The organism is Dehalococcoidia bacterium (assembly GCA_030018455.1).
Lineage (GTDB): Bacteria > Chloroflexota > Dehalococcoidia > DSTF01 > JALHUB01 > JASEFU01.
Genome location: JASEFU010000001.1, coordinates 534,222 through 551,686 on the forward strand (window position 1 = coordinate 534,222; position 17,465 = coordinate 551,686).

Here is a 17,465-nt window from a genome sequence, read left to right on the forward strand (position 1 = left end):
CCGCCCGGAGAAATGAAAGCGCAATTGGGGGGAAATACCGTGAGTACCGAAAGGCCAAGGACACTGGGCGAATTGCGCGCAAGCGGGTACAAGGTCGCGCCGGTGAAGGAGGAAATGCGGCGAAACCTCATTCGGGCGATTCGCAATGGGGAAGACCTTTTTCCGGGGATCATCGGTTTCGAGGAGTCAGTCATACCTCAGATCGAAAACGCGATTCTGTCGGGGCAGGACATCATATTCCTCGGCGAGAGAGGGCAGGCGAAGTCGCGCCTTATCCGCTCGCTCGTCGCCCTGCTCGATGAGGCGGTGCCCGCCGTCGCCGGCTGCGAGATAAACGATAACCCTTACGAGCCCATCTGCAAGGCCTGTCGTGAACGGGCGGAGAAGGAGGGAGACGATCTGGAGATAACGTGGCTGAGCCGCGAGCAACGCTACGGCGAGAAGCTGGCCACCCCCGACATCACCATCGCCGACATCATCGGCGAGGTCGATCCCATAAAGGTGGCGGAGGGCCGCTACCTCTCTGACGAGCTTACCATCCACTACGGCCTCATACCGCGGAGCAACCGCGGCATCTTCTCGCTGAACGAGCTGCCGGACCTGGCAGAGCGCATCCAGGTGGGGCTGCTGAACATAATGGAGGAGCGCGACGTGCAGATACGCGGCTATCGCGTCCGCCTGCCGCTCGATATCTACATCGTCGCCAGCGCCAACCCCGAAGACTACACGAACCGCGGCCGGATCATCACGCCCCTGAAAGACCGTTACGGCGCCCAGATCCGCACCCACTACCCCCGCAAGGTGGAGCACGAGATCAGCATCATGGAGCAGGAGATGTACCCGTTCCGCGACGAGGAGTTCCGCGTGACGGTGCCCTACTATATGAAGGAGATCGTCGCCGAGATCACGCGCCTCGCCCGCCGCAGCCCCGACATCAACCAGCGCTCCGGCGTCTCCGTGCGCGCCTCCATCACCGACTACGAGAGCCTGCTCGCCAACGCCATGCGGCGCGCGATCCGGCTGCGCGAGAGGGAGATCGTCCCCCGCGTCACCGACCTGCCTTACGTCATGCCGGCCATAAGCGGCAAGGTGGAGCTGGAGACAGTCGAAGAGGGGAAGGAGGAGCAGATACTGGAGCGGCTCATCCAGGGGGCGCTCCTGACTATCTTCAACCGCTACCTTTCGCTCGCGGAGCTGGAAGACATTGTCAACTCCTTCAAGTCGGGCCTCTCCGTCGAAGTCTCCGACATGACGCCTTCCCAGGAGTACGTTCAGTTGCTGGAGGGCGTCGAGGGGTTGGAGCGCGCCGTCGCCAAGCTCAGGGTCGGCGAGGAGCCCTCGCAGATAGCCTCCGCGATCGAGTTCGTGCTCGAAGGGCTCCACCTCAACAAGCGCCTGAACAAGGAAAGGGTCCGCGGACGCGTCCTGTACCGAGGATAAGATGCAGAGCTACCGCTACTCCCGGTGGGACGGCTCTCAGGAGATCCCGGAGCTCGACCCCGATAACCTCCTTCAAAGCATCACCGACGACCTGATGAACTTCGGTGACCTTCAGCACGCCCTGCGCAATCTGCTGCAGCGCGGGTTGCGCATGCCGTCGGGCCACCGCTTCCAGGGGCTGCGCGACCTGCTTCAGAGGCTGCGGCAGCAACGGCGCCAGACGCTCGACCGCTATAACCTGAGCTCTGTGATGGAAGACATACGGCAGCGTCTGGACGAGGTGCTGCGCACCGAGAAGAGCACGCTGCGCCGCCGGCTGGAGGACGCGCTCGCCGGCCTCGGCGAGCAGGCGCCGGAGGAGACACCGTCTCCCTCTGGAGGCGGCGCTGAGGCGGGCGACGAGGGCGCTGCCGTCGCCCCTCCTGAAGGCGCGGAGGCAGAGCGCGAGTTCGCGCAGATGCTCAAGAGCGTCATCGAGCGCAAGCAGAACTTCCTCAACAACCTCCCGGACGATCTCGGTGGGCAGGTGCGGGCGCTCCAGGACTACGAGTTCATCGACCCGGAGGCGCAGCACAAGTTCCAGGAATTAATGGAGATGTTGAAGAAGGCGATGATGGAGTCCTTCTTCAAAGACCTCCACCGGCAGATATCGGAGATGACGCCGGAGCAGATGGACCGCCTGCGCCGGATGGCGAGAGACCTGAACCGGATGCTGTCCGACCGCATTGCGGGTAACGAGCCTGATTTCGAGCAGTTCATGGAGGAGTACGGCGATCTTTTCGGCGATAACCCGCCCCAGAGCCTCGACGAGCTGATCGCGCGCATGCAGCAGCAGATAAGCCAGATGCAGAGCCTCCTCGATAGCCTGCCGGCGGACATGCGCCATCAGCTCGAAGACCTATTGATGGACAAGATCGCCGACCCGGAGCTCCAGGCCGAGCTGAGCGAGCTGGCGGCCAACCTTGAGCTGCTCTACCCAATGCGCAGCCTGCGCAGTCACTACCCCTTCCGCGGCGAGGAGGAGCTCGACCTTAACGCGGCGATGGAGCTGATGGAGTACATGCAGCGCCTCGACGAGGTAGAGCGGCAGTTGGAGCGGGTACAGTACGGCGGCGATCTGAACGACGTCGACGCCGAGAGGCTGCGCGAGACGCTGGGCGACGACGCACACGCGATCTTCGAGCAGATGCGCCGCTTCCTCGAAATACTGGAAGAGGCGGGCTACATCCGGCGGCGCGGCCGCACCTGGGAGCTGACGCCGCGAGCCGTCCGCAAGATCGGCCAGAAGGCGCTGGCAGAGATATACGATCACCTCAAAGGAGGCAGGCCGGGCCGGCACCGCCTGCCCGACGTCGGCATCGGTGGAGAGCGCGCGGACGACACCAAGCGGTACGAGTTCGGCGATCCGTTCCAGCTACACCTTGAGCGGACGATCATGAACTCGCTGCGGCGGGAAGCGAGCCGCGCCCTGCCTGTCCGCCTTCAGGTCGACGACTTCGAGGTGCACCGCGTGGAGCAGCTCACGCAGACGGCGACGGTGATCATGGTCGATCTCTCGTGGTCGATGGCGCTGCGTGGGAGCTTCCAGGCAGCGAAGAAGGTGGCCCTTGCCCTCAACAACCTGATCACGACGCAGTACACGCGCGACTCGCTTTACATAATCGGCTTCTCGGCTTACGCCCGGGAACTGACCGCCGAGGAGCTGCCGTATGTGCGTTGGGACGAGTCGGTGCTGGGGACGAACATGCACCACGCGTTCATCCTCGCCCAGAAGCTGCTGTCGAAGCACAAGGTGGGGACGCGCCAGATCATCATGGTCTCCGATGGCGAGCCCACGGCGCACCTGGAAAAAGGACGCTCCTACTTCGCCTATCCGCCCAGCCCCGTCACCATCCGGGAGACGTTGAAGGAAGTGAAGCGCTGCACGGAGAAGGGGATCATCATCAACACGTTCATGCTCGACCGCAACTACTACCTGAAGGAGTTCGTGAACGAGATGGCGCGGATCAACAAGGGGCGCGTCTTCTACACGAGTCCCGAGGGGCTGGGCGAATACATCCTGGTCGACTACGTAGCCCACAAGCAGCGCCTCATCCGCTGACGCTAGGCGGCGTCGTAGCCTTATCCCCACCCAGCCTCAACACTTGCCGCCGTTTCGAGCGGGCGCCGCGAAAAGCGCGACCGCCGGTCTCGAACTGATGCTTGCCCCCGTTGTTGACCGAGAGTCCCCGGAGCGGCTAGAATGTATTAACGGAGGTTCATGTATCATGGTGACGGCAAAAGGAAGTGCGGTTGTCCAGAGAGGGGGCGAGCGGGAGTCCGGTCTCGCGCGGCAGCTCCGTCTTCTCGGCGACGACAACCGACTGCGCATCTTCTCGCTGCTGGCGAAGACGGAGCTGTGCGTCTGCGAGATCGAGGACCTGTTGGGGCTGTCGCAATCGCTCGTTTCCAGCCATTTGGCCGCGCTCAGGCGCGCCGGCCTGGTCGAGAGCCGCCGCGACGAGGAAGATGCCCGCTGGGTGTTCTACCGCGCCTCTCCTGCCGGGGTGGCCGCGCTGCGGGAGCGGCTGGCCGCGCTACTTGACGTGCGGCCGTCGGCGGGCGACAGGCGGCGGGCGGAGCAGGTATGCCGCCTGAGAGGGCGACGGGCCTGAGCCGGCGGCGCGCGACATATCAGTGCTCATTAATGCGAGTTCTCGAGGAAACAGGGGATCGCGTTCCTTTCAAGAGGAGATCGGAGGATGGCGAAATGCTGGAGGCAAAACGTGAAGGGCTGGCTTTCGAGCCCGAAGACGTCGTTGAGTTGAAACAAATAGTCGCGGACGCGGACGAAAAGGCGGCCTTCGCGTTTCTCAGGGACCGCATATACAAGCGCATTCTGTCGGCGCAGGGGGCGCGACTGAAGTCGCACCTGGACGGGACGAGCGATCCGGCGGGCTCGTTCAAACGCCGGAACCAGTGACGACGGGCCGGTCGCGCCGAGCGCGGCGGGCCTGCCTGGAGACTACGGATAGTGGAGAACACCGGGACTATGAACAAGGAGAGCAGTGGAAGGCGGAGGGTGCTCTTTGTATGCACGCACAACTCCGCGCGCAGCCAGATGGCCGAGGGCTCTCTGCGCCACCTGGCGGGCGAGGTGTTCGAGGCGGCGAGCGCCGGAACGGAGGCGGGCGAACCGCACCCCCTGACCGTCGCCGTCATGGCGGAGGAAGGGATCGATGTCAGCGGGCAGCACGCGAAGTCGGTCGACGAATTCGTGCAGCAGCGGTTCGACTACGTTGTCACGGTGTGCGACGACGCGCGCGAGGCGTGTCCATACTTCCCTCACGGGGGCAAGCGGCTGCACTGGAGCCTGCCCGACCCGGCGTCGGCGGAAGGAACCGAAGAGGAGCGCCGCGCGGTATTCCGAGCCGTGCGAGACGCGGTGCGGGAGCGGGTAGAACAATTCCTTAAAGACAGCGCGTCCGAAGGAGGCCGTCTGCCATGACAGCCGTTGCCGAGGCCGCGCGGCCCCGCGTCGCGGAACGGCTCTCGCTGCTCGACCGCTTCCTCGCCCTCTGGATCATAATCACGATGGCCTTCGGCGTGGCGCTGGGGAAGCTCTTTCCCGACGTCGCGGACGCCATCAATTCGGCCAGCATCGGCACAACTTCGATCCCCATTGCTATCGGCCTGCTCTGGATGATGTACCCCGTGCTAGCGAAGGTGCGCTACGAGGAGCTGGGCAAGGTGGCGACGGCGGGCAAGCTGTTCGGCGTGTCGCTGGCGCAGAACTGGATTGTGGGCCCTGTGATCATGTTCGCGCTCGCCTGGCTGCTCCTGCCCGACCAGCCGGAGTACCGGACGGGGCTGATCATCGTCGGGCTGGCGCGATGCATCGCCATGGTGCTCATCTGGAACATGCTGGCGGAGGGCGACAACGAGTATGCGGCCGTGCTGGTGGCGCTCAATTCCGTCTTCCAGGTGCTGTTCTATTCGTTGTATGCGTGGTTCTTCGTGAGCGTGGCCAGCTCCTGGTTTGGCGGCGGCGAGGAGATACACATCAGCTTCTGGGAAGTGGCACGGAGCGTGCTCATCTTCCTCGGCGTACCGCTGGTCGCGGGGATGGCAACGCGCTACGTGGGGATCAAGCGCAAGGGGCGCGAGTGGTACGAAGGCGTGCTGATGCCGCGCCTCGGCCCGACGGCGATCATCGGGCTGCTGTTCACGATAGTGGTGATGTTCGCGCTCAAGGGCGAGTACATCGTCGACGTGCCGCTGGACGTGCTGCGGATCGCGATACCGCTGCTGATGTACTTCGTCATCATGTTCACGGTGTCGTTCCTCATGTCGTGGCGGCTGCGGTTCCGCTACCCGGAGACGGCGACGCTATCGTTTACGGCGGCGAGCAACAACTTCGAGCTGGCGATAGCGGTGGCGATCGGCGTGTTCGGAATCGAGTCGGGGCAGGCGCTGGCGGCGGTAGTGGGGCCTTTAATCGAGGTGCCGGTTCTGATCGGGCTGGTATACGCGGCGTTGTGGGCCCGCCGCTTCTTCTTCGACGCGGACGGCTCGGCCCGAACAAAGGTGGGAGACCTCGCTGCCGCGGAGGCGGATCCCTGATCGTCATCTGGTGACGAGGTCGATGGAGCCGCCGGGAAACTCCTTACGAACGAGGCCGACCTCGGGACAGTAGAACTTGAAGTTGGTGACGGCACCGAGGGGGGAAGTCCTCTGTTTTGGTGCAGCCGAGGAATTCGCTAGCGGGTGTCGCGAAAGCCTGAGTCGGAGTGCAGCGGATGTGCCGTTACACTCCTGGATGAAGGTGACGCCCACCTTCTCCTGCTCGTCGAAGTACAGCGGCGGTAATATCTCGTCCCCTATATCCCACAGCACCTTGTGCGGCAGTACCTTACGAGTGAGCGGCCATCGGTGCAACTCGTGCCGCCAGCAATCGCGCCAGCGGAAACGAATTTCAAACCCCATCTGATCGACATCAACCCTGTCGTCTTCGCCGGGCGGCTGTGAGAGGTCGAACTGGAGAGAGATCGGTCCTGTCCAAGGCAAATCCGCTGGCGGTGCGCCACTCCATGGGGAAACGCGGCCCGCAAAAGCGCCACTCGATCTCCGACACCGTATCACCGGAAGCGAGTCGCACGGTCCTGTTGGTCGAAACTCCGTTTCGAGGCTCCTTACGCCTCGTGCGCGCACTTCGAAACGAGGCCGATCCCGTTCTTCTGACCAGTCAGGGCGGTCTCGAAGAATTCTGCTTGTCACGTTGTCCCAGGACATGTGTTGATTAGTGCGCCCCGAGCGGCAAAGAGGCCTGCCCTTGAAGATCACTGTATTCTTCGCTGCTTTCTCGACCCTCATGGCAATTACCGTCAAACCGTTGATGAGTACGGTATCGATTCGAGGAAGGATCCGCGGGAAAAGCGAATTCGCCTTGTTTGCCAGGTTTTCGTAGCTGTTGGTGCCGATGTGAACGCCGCAAATGCTGCCGTCGTTCTATACGCCAAAGAAGACCGTGCCCCCGTCCGCATTGGCGAAGGCACAGAGTGCTTCGATAGCTTGGTCCTGCTCAGCCAAGCTCTTCTTGAACTCGACGGTTTGGCCTTCGCCCTGCTCGATGAGGCGCAGGGCCTCTTCAGGGTCATGGCTCGTTACCACTGGACGAACATGGGCATCACTACCCGCCTGTGCGTAATCGTCCCCAGACGGAACTATGCCAGTGAGATCGCCGAAGCCGGTTTCCATTTCGATCTTCAGTTGAAGTGCACCGGCTATCAGGCGAAGGTCCTCGGGGCCTGTGCGACGCAGCCACTCACGTACCCGGGCGCAGGCCTTATCCACTTCTTCTCGGTCCAGTTCAAGACGCACCGTCCGCAGCCGAGCCAAGCGCCCTTCTATGAGCGCCCGACGCGCCCGTAGTCCTCGCGACTCGGCTTCAAGATACGCTTCATCAACCTCCCCAAGTTGGTAGAGCTTCAGGAGGCGGCTCCGTTGAGTCTCGAGGCTCTCCACTTGCCGCTCTAGGTCAGCGATGGCTGCGGCATCCAGAGAAGCCGCCTCCCGTCGCCGGTACTCTGCCTCGATCAATTGCGGGTCCGCGAGTACGCGAGCCACTTCTTCCCGCACGACCTGCTCCAGATCGTCTGCCCGGACATAGGTGCCATCACACCTGTCGTGTCGAGGTCCGGCGAAGGCGCGCCGGCAGCGGTAATAGCGGAACCTCTTCTGAAGCGTTTGACCTACCATCGCCCTGCCACACCGCCGGCAGCGCAGATGTCCGGACAAAGGATAGGGATTGTCCCTTCTGCCAAGGCGAAGCCGTTCCGGGTCATCGAGTATCTCTTGCACTCCCTGAAACGTGGCTTCATCTACGATGACTGGGGTCGCTCCCACCACCTCGATCCAGTCGGCCTCATCGCGGACCTCCACCTTCCGGCGACGCCGGCCGCTCAAGCGATCATGGAACTGCCGCACGACGGTCCTTCGATAGATCATGCGGCCGGTGTACGTCGGATTCCGCAACATATGGTGAATTGTCGCCGGGAACCAGAACCCGCCGGCGAATGTCGGAATACCGTCTTCGTTCAGGCGTTCAGCGACCGTCATGATGGGTACACCCTCGAGCACTTCTCTGAAGATGCGGCGGACCACCTCCGCCTGCTCGGGCACAATCTCTCGTTTCCCCGTCGACGGGTTGTACTTGTACCCGTAGCAGCCCTTTCCCGTGCCCTGCGGGATGCGCCCGCTACGCGCCCGCTCGGCCTTACCCCGCATGGTGCGCTCAGCGATCTTCTCGCGTTCGACTTCGGCGATGAATGCTCGCGCCGCCAGGATGAAGCGCCCAATCGCAGTGTCTTCGAACTTCTCTGTGACGAACTCAAGGCGAACATTGGACTTCTCGGCATCATCGAAGACGACGCCAATGTGGTTCTGGTTGCGGGAAAGCCGGTCAACCGCGTAAGCCACGACAGCGTCGACGAGGCCGTCGTGGATCAAACGCCGCACCTGATCGAGCCCTGCCCGCTCCAGGGTGTAACCGCTCGCGGTATCCCGGAATCTAGCTACGACGTCCCAGCCCAGGGCACGGGCGTGCTCGACGCAGGCACGCTCCTGAGTCTCGAGAGACGTGCCGTCACGTTCCTGGGCGTCGGTCGAGACTCGCGAATACACGACGGCACGCAAGGCCGTCACCCTGGCAGTCGTCCCCGTCATGACCAGATCGCATTCATCCGATATGAGGTACGCAAGTCACCCACATCGGACAGTTCGCGGGGGTGACTGCGCCGCAATTATACATAGACCTCGCTCGCGAATCGAGCCAGGACCTCGCCTCACATTCGCCTCCAATGCCCGTCACGCCCGCTTTGCCGAGATTGCGAAGCGCCTGATGGTGTCGCAGTTCGCCACGAGCAGCACGTCATTCCTCTTCCAACGAGAGGATCAGATACACCTCCATGCTCACCCCGCCTTGGCTGAACCACACAAGTCTGCCCGTCCGGAGGCCGACGATCTGTCAAACAGGCTTCCGCTCCCCCTTACCTTCTGGATCTCTTGCTCCATTGGGCGATGGAAGGGCCAATGGCGCTTCTGTTGTGGCTCTGTTCTCGCTAAGGATGCGATCCCAAAGCGTGTCCCAGGCAGGCGTGCGCGGTCCACGCGACCATTTTGCGTGGATGGCAATAGGTTTCCTCGTTACTCGCCGACTCAGGTCCACGCACCCCGCTCCGCGTCGCCGCCCCTCCGCCAAATTGGCGCTAATGGTCCTGTGCGGTCGATGATGGTGTCTATCGTGGTGAAGAAGTGGCAGGGGGACGACGCCACGTCATCGAAAGCTGCCAGCACGGTCCGCCAGAGAACGCCCTCGCGAACCGGCGAACTCGTGACCACAAGAGTGGTGGGCCTGTTCCGCTCCGGGACTCCCGTCCGGGCCAGTGACGCGTAATACGCGGCGTACAGTCGGCATTTCTCCACCAGGTCCGGCAGCTTCACTGTGCCCCGGTCCCACTCCAGGTAGAAGCGGTGTATTTCGCCTTGCCAGTAGATGTCTCCCGCCCCGTCGGGGCGCAGCCAGTGCGTGGCCTCGCCGTACGTGAACCTCTGAGCCGCCTCGGAGGCGCTCAGCCAGCGGATGAGCCGTGGGCCGTTCTTGGCCCCGTCGGCGATCAGCCTGACGAAGAAGCGGTTAACCCCTACCGTGTGGTCGAGCTGGCGCAGCAGGGTTCCCAGCCTGCCGCCGCCCTGCTTCTTCGGCGTCGAGGCGGCCACAATCCCGTAGCGGGCGTACCGACGGGGTGGCACCCCGTCCCGCGCGGCCAGCAGCTTCAGGCCGACGTCCGTCAGGTAGTAGCGATGAGGGGGTGCCGCCTCGTTCTCCAGAGCCTTGTCGGTCGACTGGACGAGGTCGTAGTGAGCCAGGCTGTCCAGCACGCGCGCAGCCAGTTGCCCCGAGACGCGTAGGATCACAGCCAGGTCGTCGGCCGATAGCAGGGGATGGTGGCCGAGCCACTCCAACGCCCGCTTCTCGGTCGGACTCGTCAGTAGCGAGTGAGCGGCAAGCCGTTCCAGACTGCTGCGCGTCCGCGCTGTCTCCCCGGCGTCGACGACCTGCGTGGCCCATTCTCGCAGCGTCGGCCCGCTCGCCGACACGGAGTCCAGTTGCTCAGTGGGGTTCTTTACCCTGACGGTTCCAGCCTCCGACGGGACGGCCGGCCGCCAGACCAGGCGCTCGCAGAGGTGGGCTCGCACGGTCCCGTCGGGGCGACGCCAGACGGATCCCAGGGGTCCCCCGACCAGGGCGCACAGGACCTCGGTGAGAAACACCGGTAGGCGGGGCGCCTGTCTGCGGTCCGAGGAGGCGAGCACGGCCCGGGCCCACTGCTCGGCCTCGACCTCCCGGGGGCAGACGACCAGGATGGGCGGGATGTCGTCGCGGCCCCAGCGATGGTCGCCTTCCCGAAAGGCGCACCATGCGCCCACGCGCTTGCGGCGGTGGAAGGGGGGCGCGCCGGCCCGATCCCAGGCGACGAAGAAGGGCGCGCGCCACGGCCCCCAGCGCAGGCAGCCGTAGCCTTCGACCTCCGGCGGCCACCAGGCCTGAGCGGGCCGCCGCCACGGCAGCGACCGCATATCCTCAAGCTCCACTTCCTCGTCGTCTCGCACGGCAGCGACCAGTTCCGCCGCGAACCGGTTGAAGCCAGCCGTTGTCTCCAGCCTGGTCAGGCGCTCCAGGATTTCCTTCCTCCCCACGGAGAACGTCAGTTGAAGTTCTTGCTCGCTCAGGCCGAAGTGTTCAGCCAATCTCGGCACGCATCCATCCGTCAGGACGTTCAGGCGCTCTTCGTCCAGCTCGGGCGACGAGGCTCGGATCCACTCCACCCAACCGAGCTTCTCCAACTCCGCGAGAACGCGGGCGACCTGAGGCTTCCTGATCCCCAGGAGGAGGAGCAGTTCCTCGGCCCCCAGGAAGGGGAGCCGGGCCAGCCAACCGATGGCTTCTGTCTGTAACTGCAAGTCCGTGGTCGGCATGTTCCTCACTTCCGGTCGCGGTTCTCGCTGCGCCGTCTCGCCTTGGGGTTGTGCTTCTCCGTCGGCCGCACCTCGTCGGGCAACTCCTCCTCCCCGTCCCGAGCACTGCCCACGCCCGGCACCGCCTGGCCGGACGGGCCGATGTTCACGCCGCGCCTGACGAGAGCGTCGTCGATCTCCTTCGCCACCTCTTCCCTGAGCCGCCCGAAGCGCTCGGCGGACCGCGTTGCGGTGACGAGCAGGCGCGCCCTGTCCAGGGGCGGCGGCGGGTCCAGGCGCAAGGAGAAGGTCGGCAGCCGCCGGCCGTCCGCCCACCAGCGGGCGTAGCACTCGAAGTCGTCCAGGCCCGTCAGGTCATCCACCTCCAGGCCTCCGCCCAGCTCCGGCGCCAGGTAGCGGGCGTCCTGGGCGCTGACCTGGAAGACGGTGAGGCCATCGATGTTGGAGAAGACCGTCGGCCGCAGCGACTCGTCGATGGCGTCCAGCTTGCTCAGGGACTGGGTGACCAGGACGAAGCTGGCGCCGTACTTGCCCAGCTCGCTGAGCATGCGGGGGTAGTCGGCGGCCCCCAGGGTGCTGGACTCGTCCACCAGGGCCACCAGGCGGCTCCGCTGCGCCGGAGGCAGGGCCACCTGCTCCTCCACCACCAACCCCAGCAGGTTGAGGACGGTCGCTCCGACCAGGGCCGCGCCGCCCTCGCCGAGGAGGCCGACAGCGGAGTTCACGACCAGCACGCCGCCCTCGCGCAGCATCGAGCGTGGGTCGAAGGTGGAGCACGATTGCCCCAGGACCAGGCGGGCGGCCTCGGTGACCAGGAAGCGCCCCACCTTGGTGGTCACCGGGTTGGCCGTCTGCTGCTGCATGGTGCGGCCCAGGCGGTCGTAGTTGTCGCGCCACCAGGCCCAGAGGGCCCGGTCGGGGACCTGCTTCAGCACCTCCTCCCGGAAGTCGGCGCTGCTGAGGGTGGGCACCACGTCCAGCAGGGTGTACTGCCCCTCGCGGGGGCGGGCCTGGTTGGCCTCGTGGAGGGACATCAGGGCCGCGCGCAGCGCGCCCTCCATGCGCGGCCCCCAGTTGTCGGGCCAGAGGCGGTGCAGCATGGTGACGACGTTCTCGGCCGTGCGGTCGCGGCTGGGAAAGAGGGCCACGTCCAGGAGGTTGAGGCCAACGGGCCGCTCGTGGCCCGCCAGGTTCAGGTAGGTGACGCGGTCTTTCAGGCCAGAGGGGACGATGCCCAGGACGGCTTCGGCCAGATCCTGGTGAGGGTCGACGACCACCAGCAGGAGACGTTCGCGGCCCGCCGCCATGCGCTCCATCAGGTAGGACGCCATGTGCACCAGCAACGTTGACTTGCCTCGGCGGGTCTTGGCCACCACCAGGTGGTTGCGGAAGAGCAAGCCGTGCGGCAGGTACGCCGGCACGCGCCGACCCTGGTGCATTGACACGCCGACCCGACAGCCGCGGGCGACCTCTTCGTTGGCCGGCACGATCCGGCGGGCTGCCGCCTGGCTGGCCATCGGCAGGCCGGACGGGTCGTCGGGCAGGTGCCAGAGGCCCGCCAGCTCGGCGGCATTGAAGATGTCCGGGCGATGGAGAAGACCTTTCGGCACCGCCGGTAGCGTCGGGTCACCCCGCCAGCGTCTCGCCCGAAGGCCGTTGCCAGCAGGGTGGTCGTATGCCTGGTATGCCTCGGCGACGCGGGCAGTTCGATCGAACAGACGCTCCCTGGAGACACCGGCCGATCCGAAGGCCAGGACCCGCAGGTAAGCGGCGAAGGCAGGATGGGCCAGCTTCTGTTCGATCAGGTCTTGATCCAGCAGTTGTCTTCCGGACAGGAACCGCGCGACCACGGCCATCGCCAGGGGCAGGCCCAGAAGACCAGCTGCCCCCGCGCCCACCAGCGGCAGGATGTCCCCCGCCTGGTACCACCGGTATCCCTGAAGCCCGATGGCGCCGACACCGAACAGGGCCAGGAAGGGGAGAATCTCCTGAGTCGGCGATGCGTCTCTCCCCTGCGAACCTTGAGCTGGCCGCCTTTGCGACCTGGACCGCAGGCCATCGGCCCAGCCGGGAGGCGCAGGTGCGAGGACGAGCTGGCAGACGATCCGCTCGCCGTCGCGGAGGGTCGAGGCGGCGGCCAGCGCCGCCCGCAGAGGGTCACCTCGATTCCGCCAGTCACAGGTCAGAGGAAGGTCGGCGCCACGGGACAGGCGTAGCTCCAGCGCCGCCATCTCCTCTCCATGTGCGCGCCACGCGGGATCCAAGTGTGGGCGGTCTTCGATGGCCACCTCGATCAGACTCGCCTGCGGATAAGCGGGCCGGAGCTGCGCGATGGCCTTCCGCATCGCATCGGCAGATGCGGCTCGCAGATAGAAGCGAAGGCCGTCGCCGCTGGCCGCGTACTCCAGAGACACGCCGCCTGTTCCGGCGAGGCCCGTGAGCAACGCCCGCGACCGCGAGATCGGGTCGTCGTCCCAGCGGGAGGGCGTCACTTCGACGAGAACGGCCGGTTCCCTACGTCCCCTCGACCCCATTCCTCTCCTCGTCGGCTGGTGCGCCCTGCTCCGCCTCCTTCAGCAGCCGGAAGAAGGTTGCTCGACCGTCGGGGCGGCGGCCTAGTTCGTTCAGGTCCTTGACTCCGTCGGGCAATACGACCACGCGCGCACGCTGTCCCAGGCACCGGGCCAAATCCGCCGCTGCCTCGCGCCCCGGCTCGTCGTTGTCGAAGACGATGAGCACCCGGCGCGCACGTTGGAGGAATGCCAGGCGCTCAGCCCGGACCTGGGTGCCCAGCAGAGCACAGATGGCGAGGCCCCAGCTCACGCCCGTCAGGTGGTCGAAGGCGCCCTCGGTGACGAAGACCCTGGAGCGGCCTCTGACCGCCTCGTAGCCAAGGACAGGCTTCGGAAGGGAGAGGCCGCGGTATTTCGGCTGGCGATCCTCGTCGAGCGCCCGACCGAGCATCCAGATGCACTGGCCGCCCCGCAGCTCGGGGATCACGATGCGGCCGGCCATCGTCTCGCCGCGAGCGCCTCGCGGCCAGAAGAGGCCCATCTCGGTCGCCCGTCTCAGGCTAAGCCGCCGGCGCTGCAGGTAGCGGCGCAGCGAACGACCGTCGCTGAAGCCCAGGCGGCAGCGGCGCGCCACCGGCAGGCCGATGCCCCGCTCCTCCAGGTACTGGAGTACCTTGGAGGTCCGGAGCAGCGTCTCGTGGTAGACGGCGCTGGCGGCCGTCAGGATCATGCGGTCGTCCAGGGATAGGCGTTCGCTGAAAGGAGCGGTTTGTGGGCGCTCAGGGCGGCTCAGGTTGGGCGAGTCAAAGGCCTGCCCAGCCTGCCCAGGCGGGGACATTCCCCCATCCCGATGGCCGCCCAGTCGCTCCAGCGCATCCCGGAAGCTGATGCCCTCGGCCCGGCGCACGAAGTCGATGACGTCGCCCGAGGCCCGGCAGCCGAAGCAGTAGAAGCTGCGGGTCTCCGGGTAGACCACCAGGCTGGGATGCTCGTCCTGGTGGAAGGGACAGCGGCCGGTCAGGTGCGTTCCGCTGAGCCGGAGGGCAACCCCGTGTCGGGCCACTACCTCCTCGATCGGGTTGCGCTGCTTGATGGCGTCGATGTCGTAGACCATCACGCCTCCTCCTGGTCTCGCTCCGCCAGCTCCGCCGGGTCTGTTGTGGCGAGGTTGTGCTCCATCGGGCTCGCCTCCACCCGAAGGGCGATGTGGTTGCCGCGGGCGAAGAAGAGCCCCTCTCCCTTCCGGCACGAGAGCAGGAACTCCCGCTCGCCGCTGCTCAGCCGGAAGGTCTGGGTAACCACATCGATGGTCGAGCTGTCCTGGCGCATCAAGAGCTGCACCGAGCTGTTGGCCAGCACCGTGTGGCCGTCCGGGGTCGCCAGGAAGTCCTCAACGTCCTGGGTGACGGTGGTCAGACCCAGGTAGTGCTTCCGGGCCTGGCGGGCCATGGACGAGAGGAACTTGGCCCCTTCCTCGTGCTGCATGAGCGCCCACGCCTCGTCGATGAGGAGCATGCGGGGGCGGCGGCTGCCTCTCACCTGTCGCCAGATGTAGTCGGCGATGAGGTACACGCCCAGGGGCCGCAGCTCCGGCTCCAGATCGCGCACGTTGAAGACGACGAAGGGCCGGTCCAGGTCCACGCTGGTCTGGGACGAGAACACGCGACCCAGGCTGCCGTCCACGTAGCGCTCCAGCCTGTCGGCCAGCCCGTGGGAGTCGCCCTCCTTGCGCAGGGTGGTATAGAGGTCTCGCAGGACCGGCGCCGGGCGCGAGTGGGTGCGCGGGTCGCGGCTGATCCCGGCTCGCCGGTAGGTCTCCAGAAGGGCGGCGTCCAGGGTGCCTTTCTCCCGCTGGCCCAGGGTCGAGCCCCGGTCGGCCAGCATCAGGCCCAGCAGCCCCTGCAGAGCGAGAAGCCGCTCGGCCAGCGGGTCTCGGGCCTCCCTATCGTCCCTCGGCGCGGCTGCCGGCAGGTCGAAGGGGTTGATGTGGTGGGACGAAGTCCCCGACAGGCGGATGTACTGGCCGCCGACGGCGTCGCAGACCCGCCGGTACTCGTCCTCGGGATCGATGACGTAGTACTCGATGCCCAGCATCAGCGCCCGCAGCGCTTCCACCTTGCAGGCGTAGGACTTGCCGGCGCCCGACTTGGCGAATACGACCTTGTTGGCGTTCTCCAGCTCCCGGCTGAAGGGGTCGAAGATGACCAGCGAGTTGTTGTGGACGCTGAGTCCGTAGAGAATGCCCCGCTCCATGGAGAGATGGCTGGAGGTGAAGGGGATCATGGTGGCGGCGCTCGTGGTGTCCAGGTTGCGACAGCGGCCCAGGTGGTCCTGGCCCGCCGGCAGGCAGGACAGGAGGCCAAGGAGCATCTCGTAGAGGGCCGGACGGGACGATGCCAGCATGCCGCCCAGGGCCGCCTCTACCCGGCGGGTAAGGTCGTCCAGCGCGGCCGCCGTCGATGACCGCAGGCACAGGTAGACGCTGGCGGAAAAGACCCGCTCCTCGCCCCGCTGGAGGGCGTCGCGCAGCCGCTCCACGTCCTCGTAGGCCACCTCTCGCTCGGCGCTGGCGATCTTGCCGCTGCGGGCGTCCAGCATGCGTGATGACTGGAGCTCCACCAGCTTGTGGGTGAGGCGGCGGATGGTGGTGGCCGACTCGAGCGGCTCCAGGTGGAGGCTGAGGTCAAGAGCCGCATCGAAGTCGATGAGGCGGCCTAGCCAGTTGGGGTGGACGTAGCGGGGGTACTCGGCCAGGGCGAGTACGCGCACGTACCGGCGGTCGAGCAGCAGGTGCGACCGGCTGGCCTCGATAGCGGCCGGCGCGACCAGATCCACCACCGACCGGGTGCCTCGCTGGAAGCGCTCATCTGAACGTGCCGGATGCGCGCCGTTCCTGCGCCCGGCGAGCCGTGACAGCAGATCAACCACGGGCACCCACCTCCTCTCGATTTCCCCCCGTGACCACGGGCCGCTGGCTCGCTGCCAGGGTCGGCGACGGTGCGACTTCGGAGCGAAGGAAGGCGCTCCAGAACTGCACCATCTCCTCGGTGTTCAGTCGTCGCGCCACGACGCCGAAGGAAGCCAGCGATTGGATGAGTTCCTGGCAGCGGAAGCCAAGCTGTCGGGCGGCTGCGTCCACGTTGTGGCGGATGCTGCTCGGTACCCTTTGCCACGGCCAGCGAACGCCCCGCCGCTCGAAGCTCCCCTCAAGTCCCGCCGGCACGACGACATAGAAATGCTGCTCCAGCAGCGTCCGCTCCCGGCCCAAGCGGCGCACGAAGGTCTCGTGGTCCAGCGCCAGCCGCCGCAGGACTTCGCCGCCGCGCCCGCCGAAGCGTTCGCGCAGCCCGGCCAAGTACGACTCCACGTCGGTTGGGAGGATCCGCACGACCACCTGGATGGGGTAGCTGAGCGAGTTCAGGAAGGCACGGTAGCCGGCCATGATCGCCTCCTGCTCCGCCTCCGACTTCAGGGCGAAGTTGACACTCTGGGCCTCCAGCACCGACCGATAGTCGCCGCCCCGCAGGCAGAGGACGTCGTCAACGACGTCTTCCAGTGGCAGGAGTTCCTGCACGCTGGCGAGCCGCCCGTTACTGTTGCTTCGCATAGGTCTCCTCTCGGTTCTGAGCTGACCTCTCCATCCAGGCGGGTTCAGGCACGAGCACCTCATAGGCGGGCCTAGGCTCTGCCTTCTCGTCGAGGTCCAGGCGCCGGGGTCGCCAGACGGCAACGCGGGGCACCGCCCAGTAGCGGAGCAACACGAAGGCCCAGTCTTCCATGGGCCGGTCGGCCGGACGCCAGAGGGCCAACAGCGCGACGGCGACGAGCACTACCCCGACCGCCGCCAGCCGAACCAGGATCGGCGCGGGCAGCTCGCTGGCGGCGCCGTAGGCCAGGCCCAGGCCGACGGCAGCGGTCATTAGCTGCCGCATGGTCAGCCCGGTGAAGGCCTTGTCTTCGACGTTCAGGTGGGTCGGTATCTCGTGTCGGTTCACC

The 17,465-nt window shown here is 65.9% G+C and carries 14 protein-coding genes; 6 read left to right on the plus strand and 8 right to left on the minus strand.

Annotated features, from left to right (window positions below):
- The first annotated feature begins 12 nt into the window (after nt 1–12).
- The 6 genes from QME71_02560 (at nt 13) to arsB (ending at nt 6,042) form a co-directional block, all read left to right on the plus strand.
- Nucleotides 13–1,440, plus strand: coding sequence for a sigma 54-interacting transcriptional regulator (locus QME71_02560; GenBank protein ID MDI6857178.1), 1,428 nt, complete (start codon nt 13–15; stop codon nt 1,438–1,440).
- A gap of 1 nt (nt 1,441) precedes the next feature.
- Entirely contained in the window at nt 1,442–3,541 is a 2,100-nt protein-coding gene (locus QME71_02565; GenBank protein MDI6857179.1) for a VWA domain-containing protein, read from the plus strand.
- A gap of 166 nt (nt 3,542–3,707) precedes the next feature.
- The gene (locus tag QME71_02570) at nt 3,708–4,094 is read left to right on the plus strand and encodes a metalloregulator ArsR/SmtB family transcription factor (GenBank protein MDI6857180.1); all 387 of its coding nucleotides are present in this window, start codon (nt 3,708–3,710) and stop codon (nt 4,092–4,094) included.
- 95 nt (nt 4,095–4,189) lie between these two features.
- On the plus strand, nt 4,190–4,402 hold the full coding sequence (locus QME71_02575; protein ID MDI6857181.1) for a hypothetical protein: 213 nt from the start codon (nt 4,190–4,192) through the stop codon (nt 4,400–4,402).
- 69 nt (nt 4,403–4,471) lie between these two features.
- Nucleotides 4,472–4,927 (plus strand): arsenate reductase ArsC, encoded by a 456-nt coding sequence (locus tag QME71_02580; protein ID MDI6857182.1) that lies wholly within the window; start codon nt 4,472–4,474, stop codon nt 4,925–4,927.
- Nucleotides 4,924–6,042: an ACR3 family arsenite efflux transporter gene (gene arsB, locus QME71_02585; protein ID MDI6857183.1), complete on the plus strand. Its 1,119-nt coding sequence runs from the start codon at nt 4,924–4,926 to the stop codon at nt 6,040–6,042. The genes QME71_02580 and arsB overlap by 4 nt, the downstream gene beginning before the upstream one ends.
- A gap of 3 nt (nt 6,043–6,045) precedes the next feature.
- On the opposite strand, the gene QME71_02590 is transcribed toward arsB, so the two are convergent.
- The 8 genes from QME71_02590 to QME71_02625 all read right to left on the minus strand — a co-directional run bounded on the left by QME71_02590 (nt 6,046) and on the right by QME71_02625 (nt 17,464).
- Entirely contained in the window at nt 6,046–6,405 is a 360-nt protein-coding gene (locus QME71_02590; GenBank protein ID MDI6857184.1) for a hypothetical protein, read from the minus strand.
- Between the two features lie 522 nt (nt 6,406–6,927).
- Nucleotides 6,928–8,643, minus strand: coding sequence for a recombinase family protein (locus QME71_02595; GenBank protein MDI6857185.1), 1,716 nt, complete (start codon nt 8,641–8,643; stop codon nt 6,928–6,930).
- Nucleotides 8,644–9,135: 492 nt separating this feature from the next.
- Nucleotides 9,136–10,956 (minus strand): replication-relaxation family protein, encoded by a 1,821-nt coding sequence (locus tag QME71_02600; protein ID MDI6857186.1) that lies wholly within the window; start codon nt 10,954–10,956, stop codon nt 9,136–9,138.
- Nucleotides 10,957–10,961: 5 nt separating this feature from the next.
- Nucleotides 10,962–13,490 carry a TraM recognition domain-containing protein gene (locus QME71_02605; GenBank protein MDI6857187.1) on the minus strand — a complete coding sequence of 843 codons (2,529 nt, stop codon included), beginning with the start codon at nt 13,488–13,490 and terminating at the stop codon, nt 10,962–10,964.
- On the minus strand, nt 13,471–14,583 hold the full coding sequence (locus QME71_02610) for a CHC2 zinc finger domain-containing protein (GenBank protein ID MDI6857188.1): 1,113 nt from the start codon (nt 14,581–14,583) through the stop codon (nt 13,471–13,473). The genes QME71_02605 and QME71_02610 overlap by 20 nt, the downstream gene beginning before the upstream one ends.
- Nucleotides 14,583–16,307 (minus strand): ATP-binding protein, encoded by a 1,725-nt coding sequence (locus QME71_02615; protein ID MDI6857189.1) that lies wholly within the window; start codon nt 16,305–16,307, stop codon nt 14,583–14,585. The genes QME71_02610 and QME71_02615 overlap by 1 nt, the downstream gene beginning before the upstream one ends.
- Before the next feature lie 82 nt (nt 16,308–16,389).
- Nucleotides 16,390–17,076, minus strand: coding sequence for a hypothetical protein (locus QME71_02620; GenBank protein MDI6857190.1), 687 nt, complete (start codon nt 17,074–17,076; stop codon nt 16,390–16,392).
- Nucleotides 17,060–17,464, minus strand: a complete 405-nt coding sequence (locus tag QME71_02625; GenBank protein MDI6857191.1) for a PrgI family protein — start codon at nt 17,462–17,464, stop codon at nt 17,060–17,062. The genes QME71_02620 and QME71_02625 overlap by 17 nt, the downstream gene beginning before the upstream one ends.
- Nucleotide 17,465 lies beyond the last annotated feature (1 nt).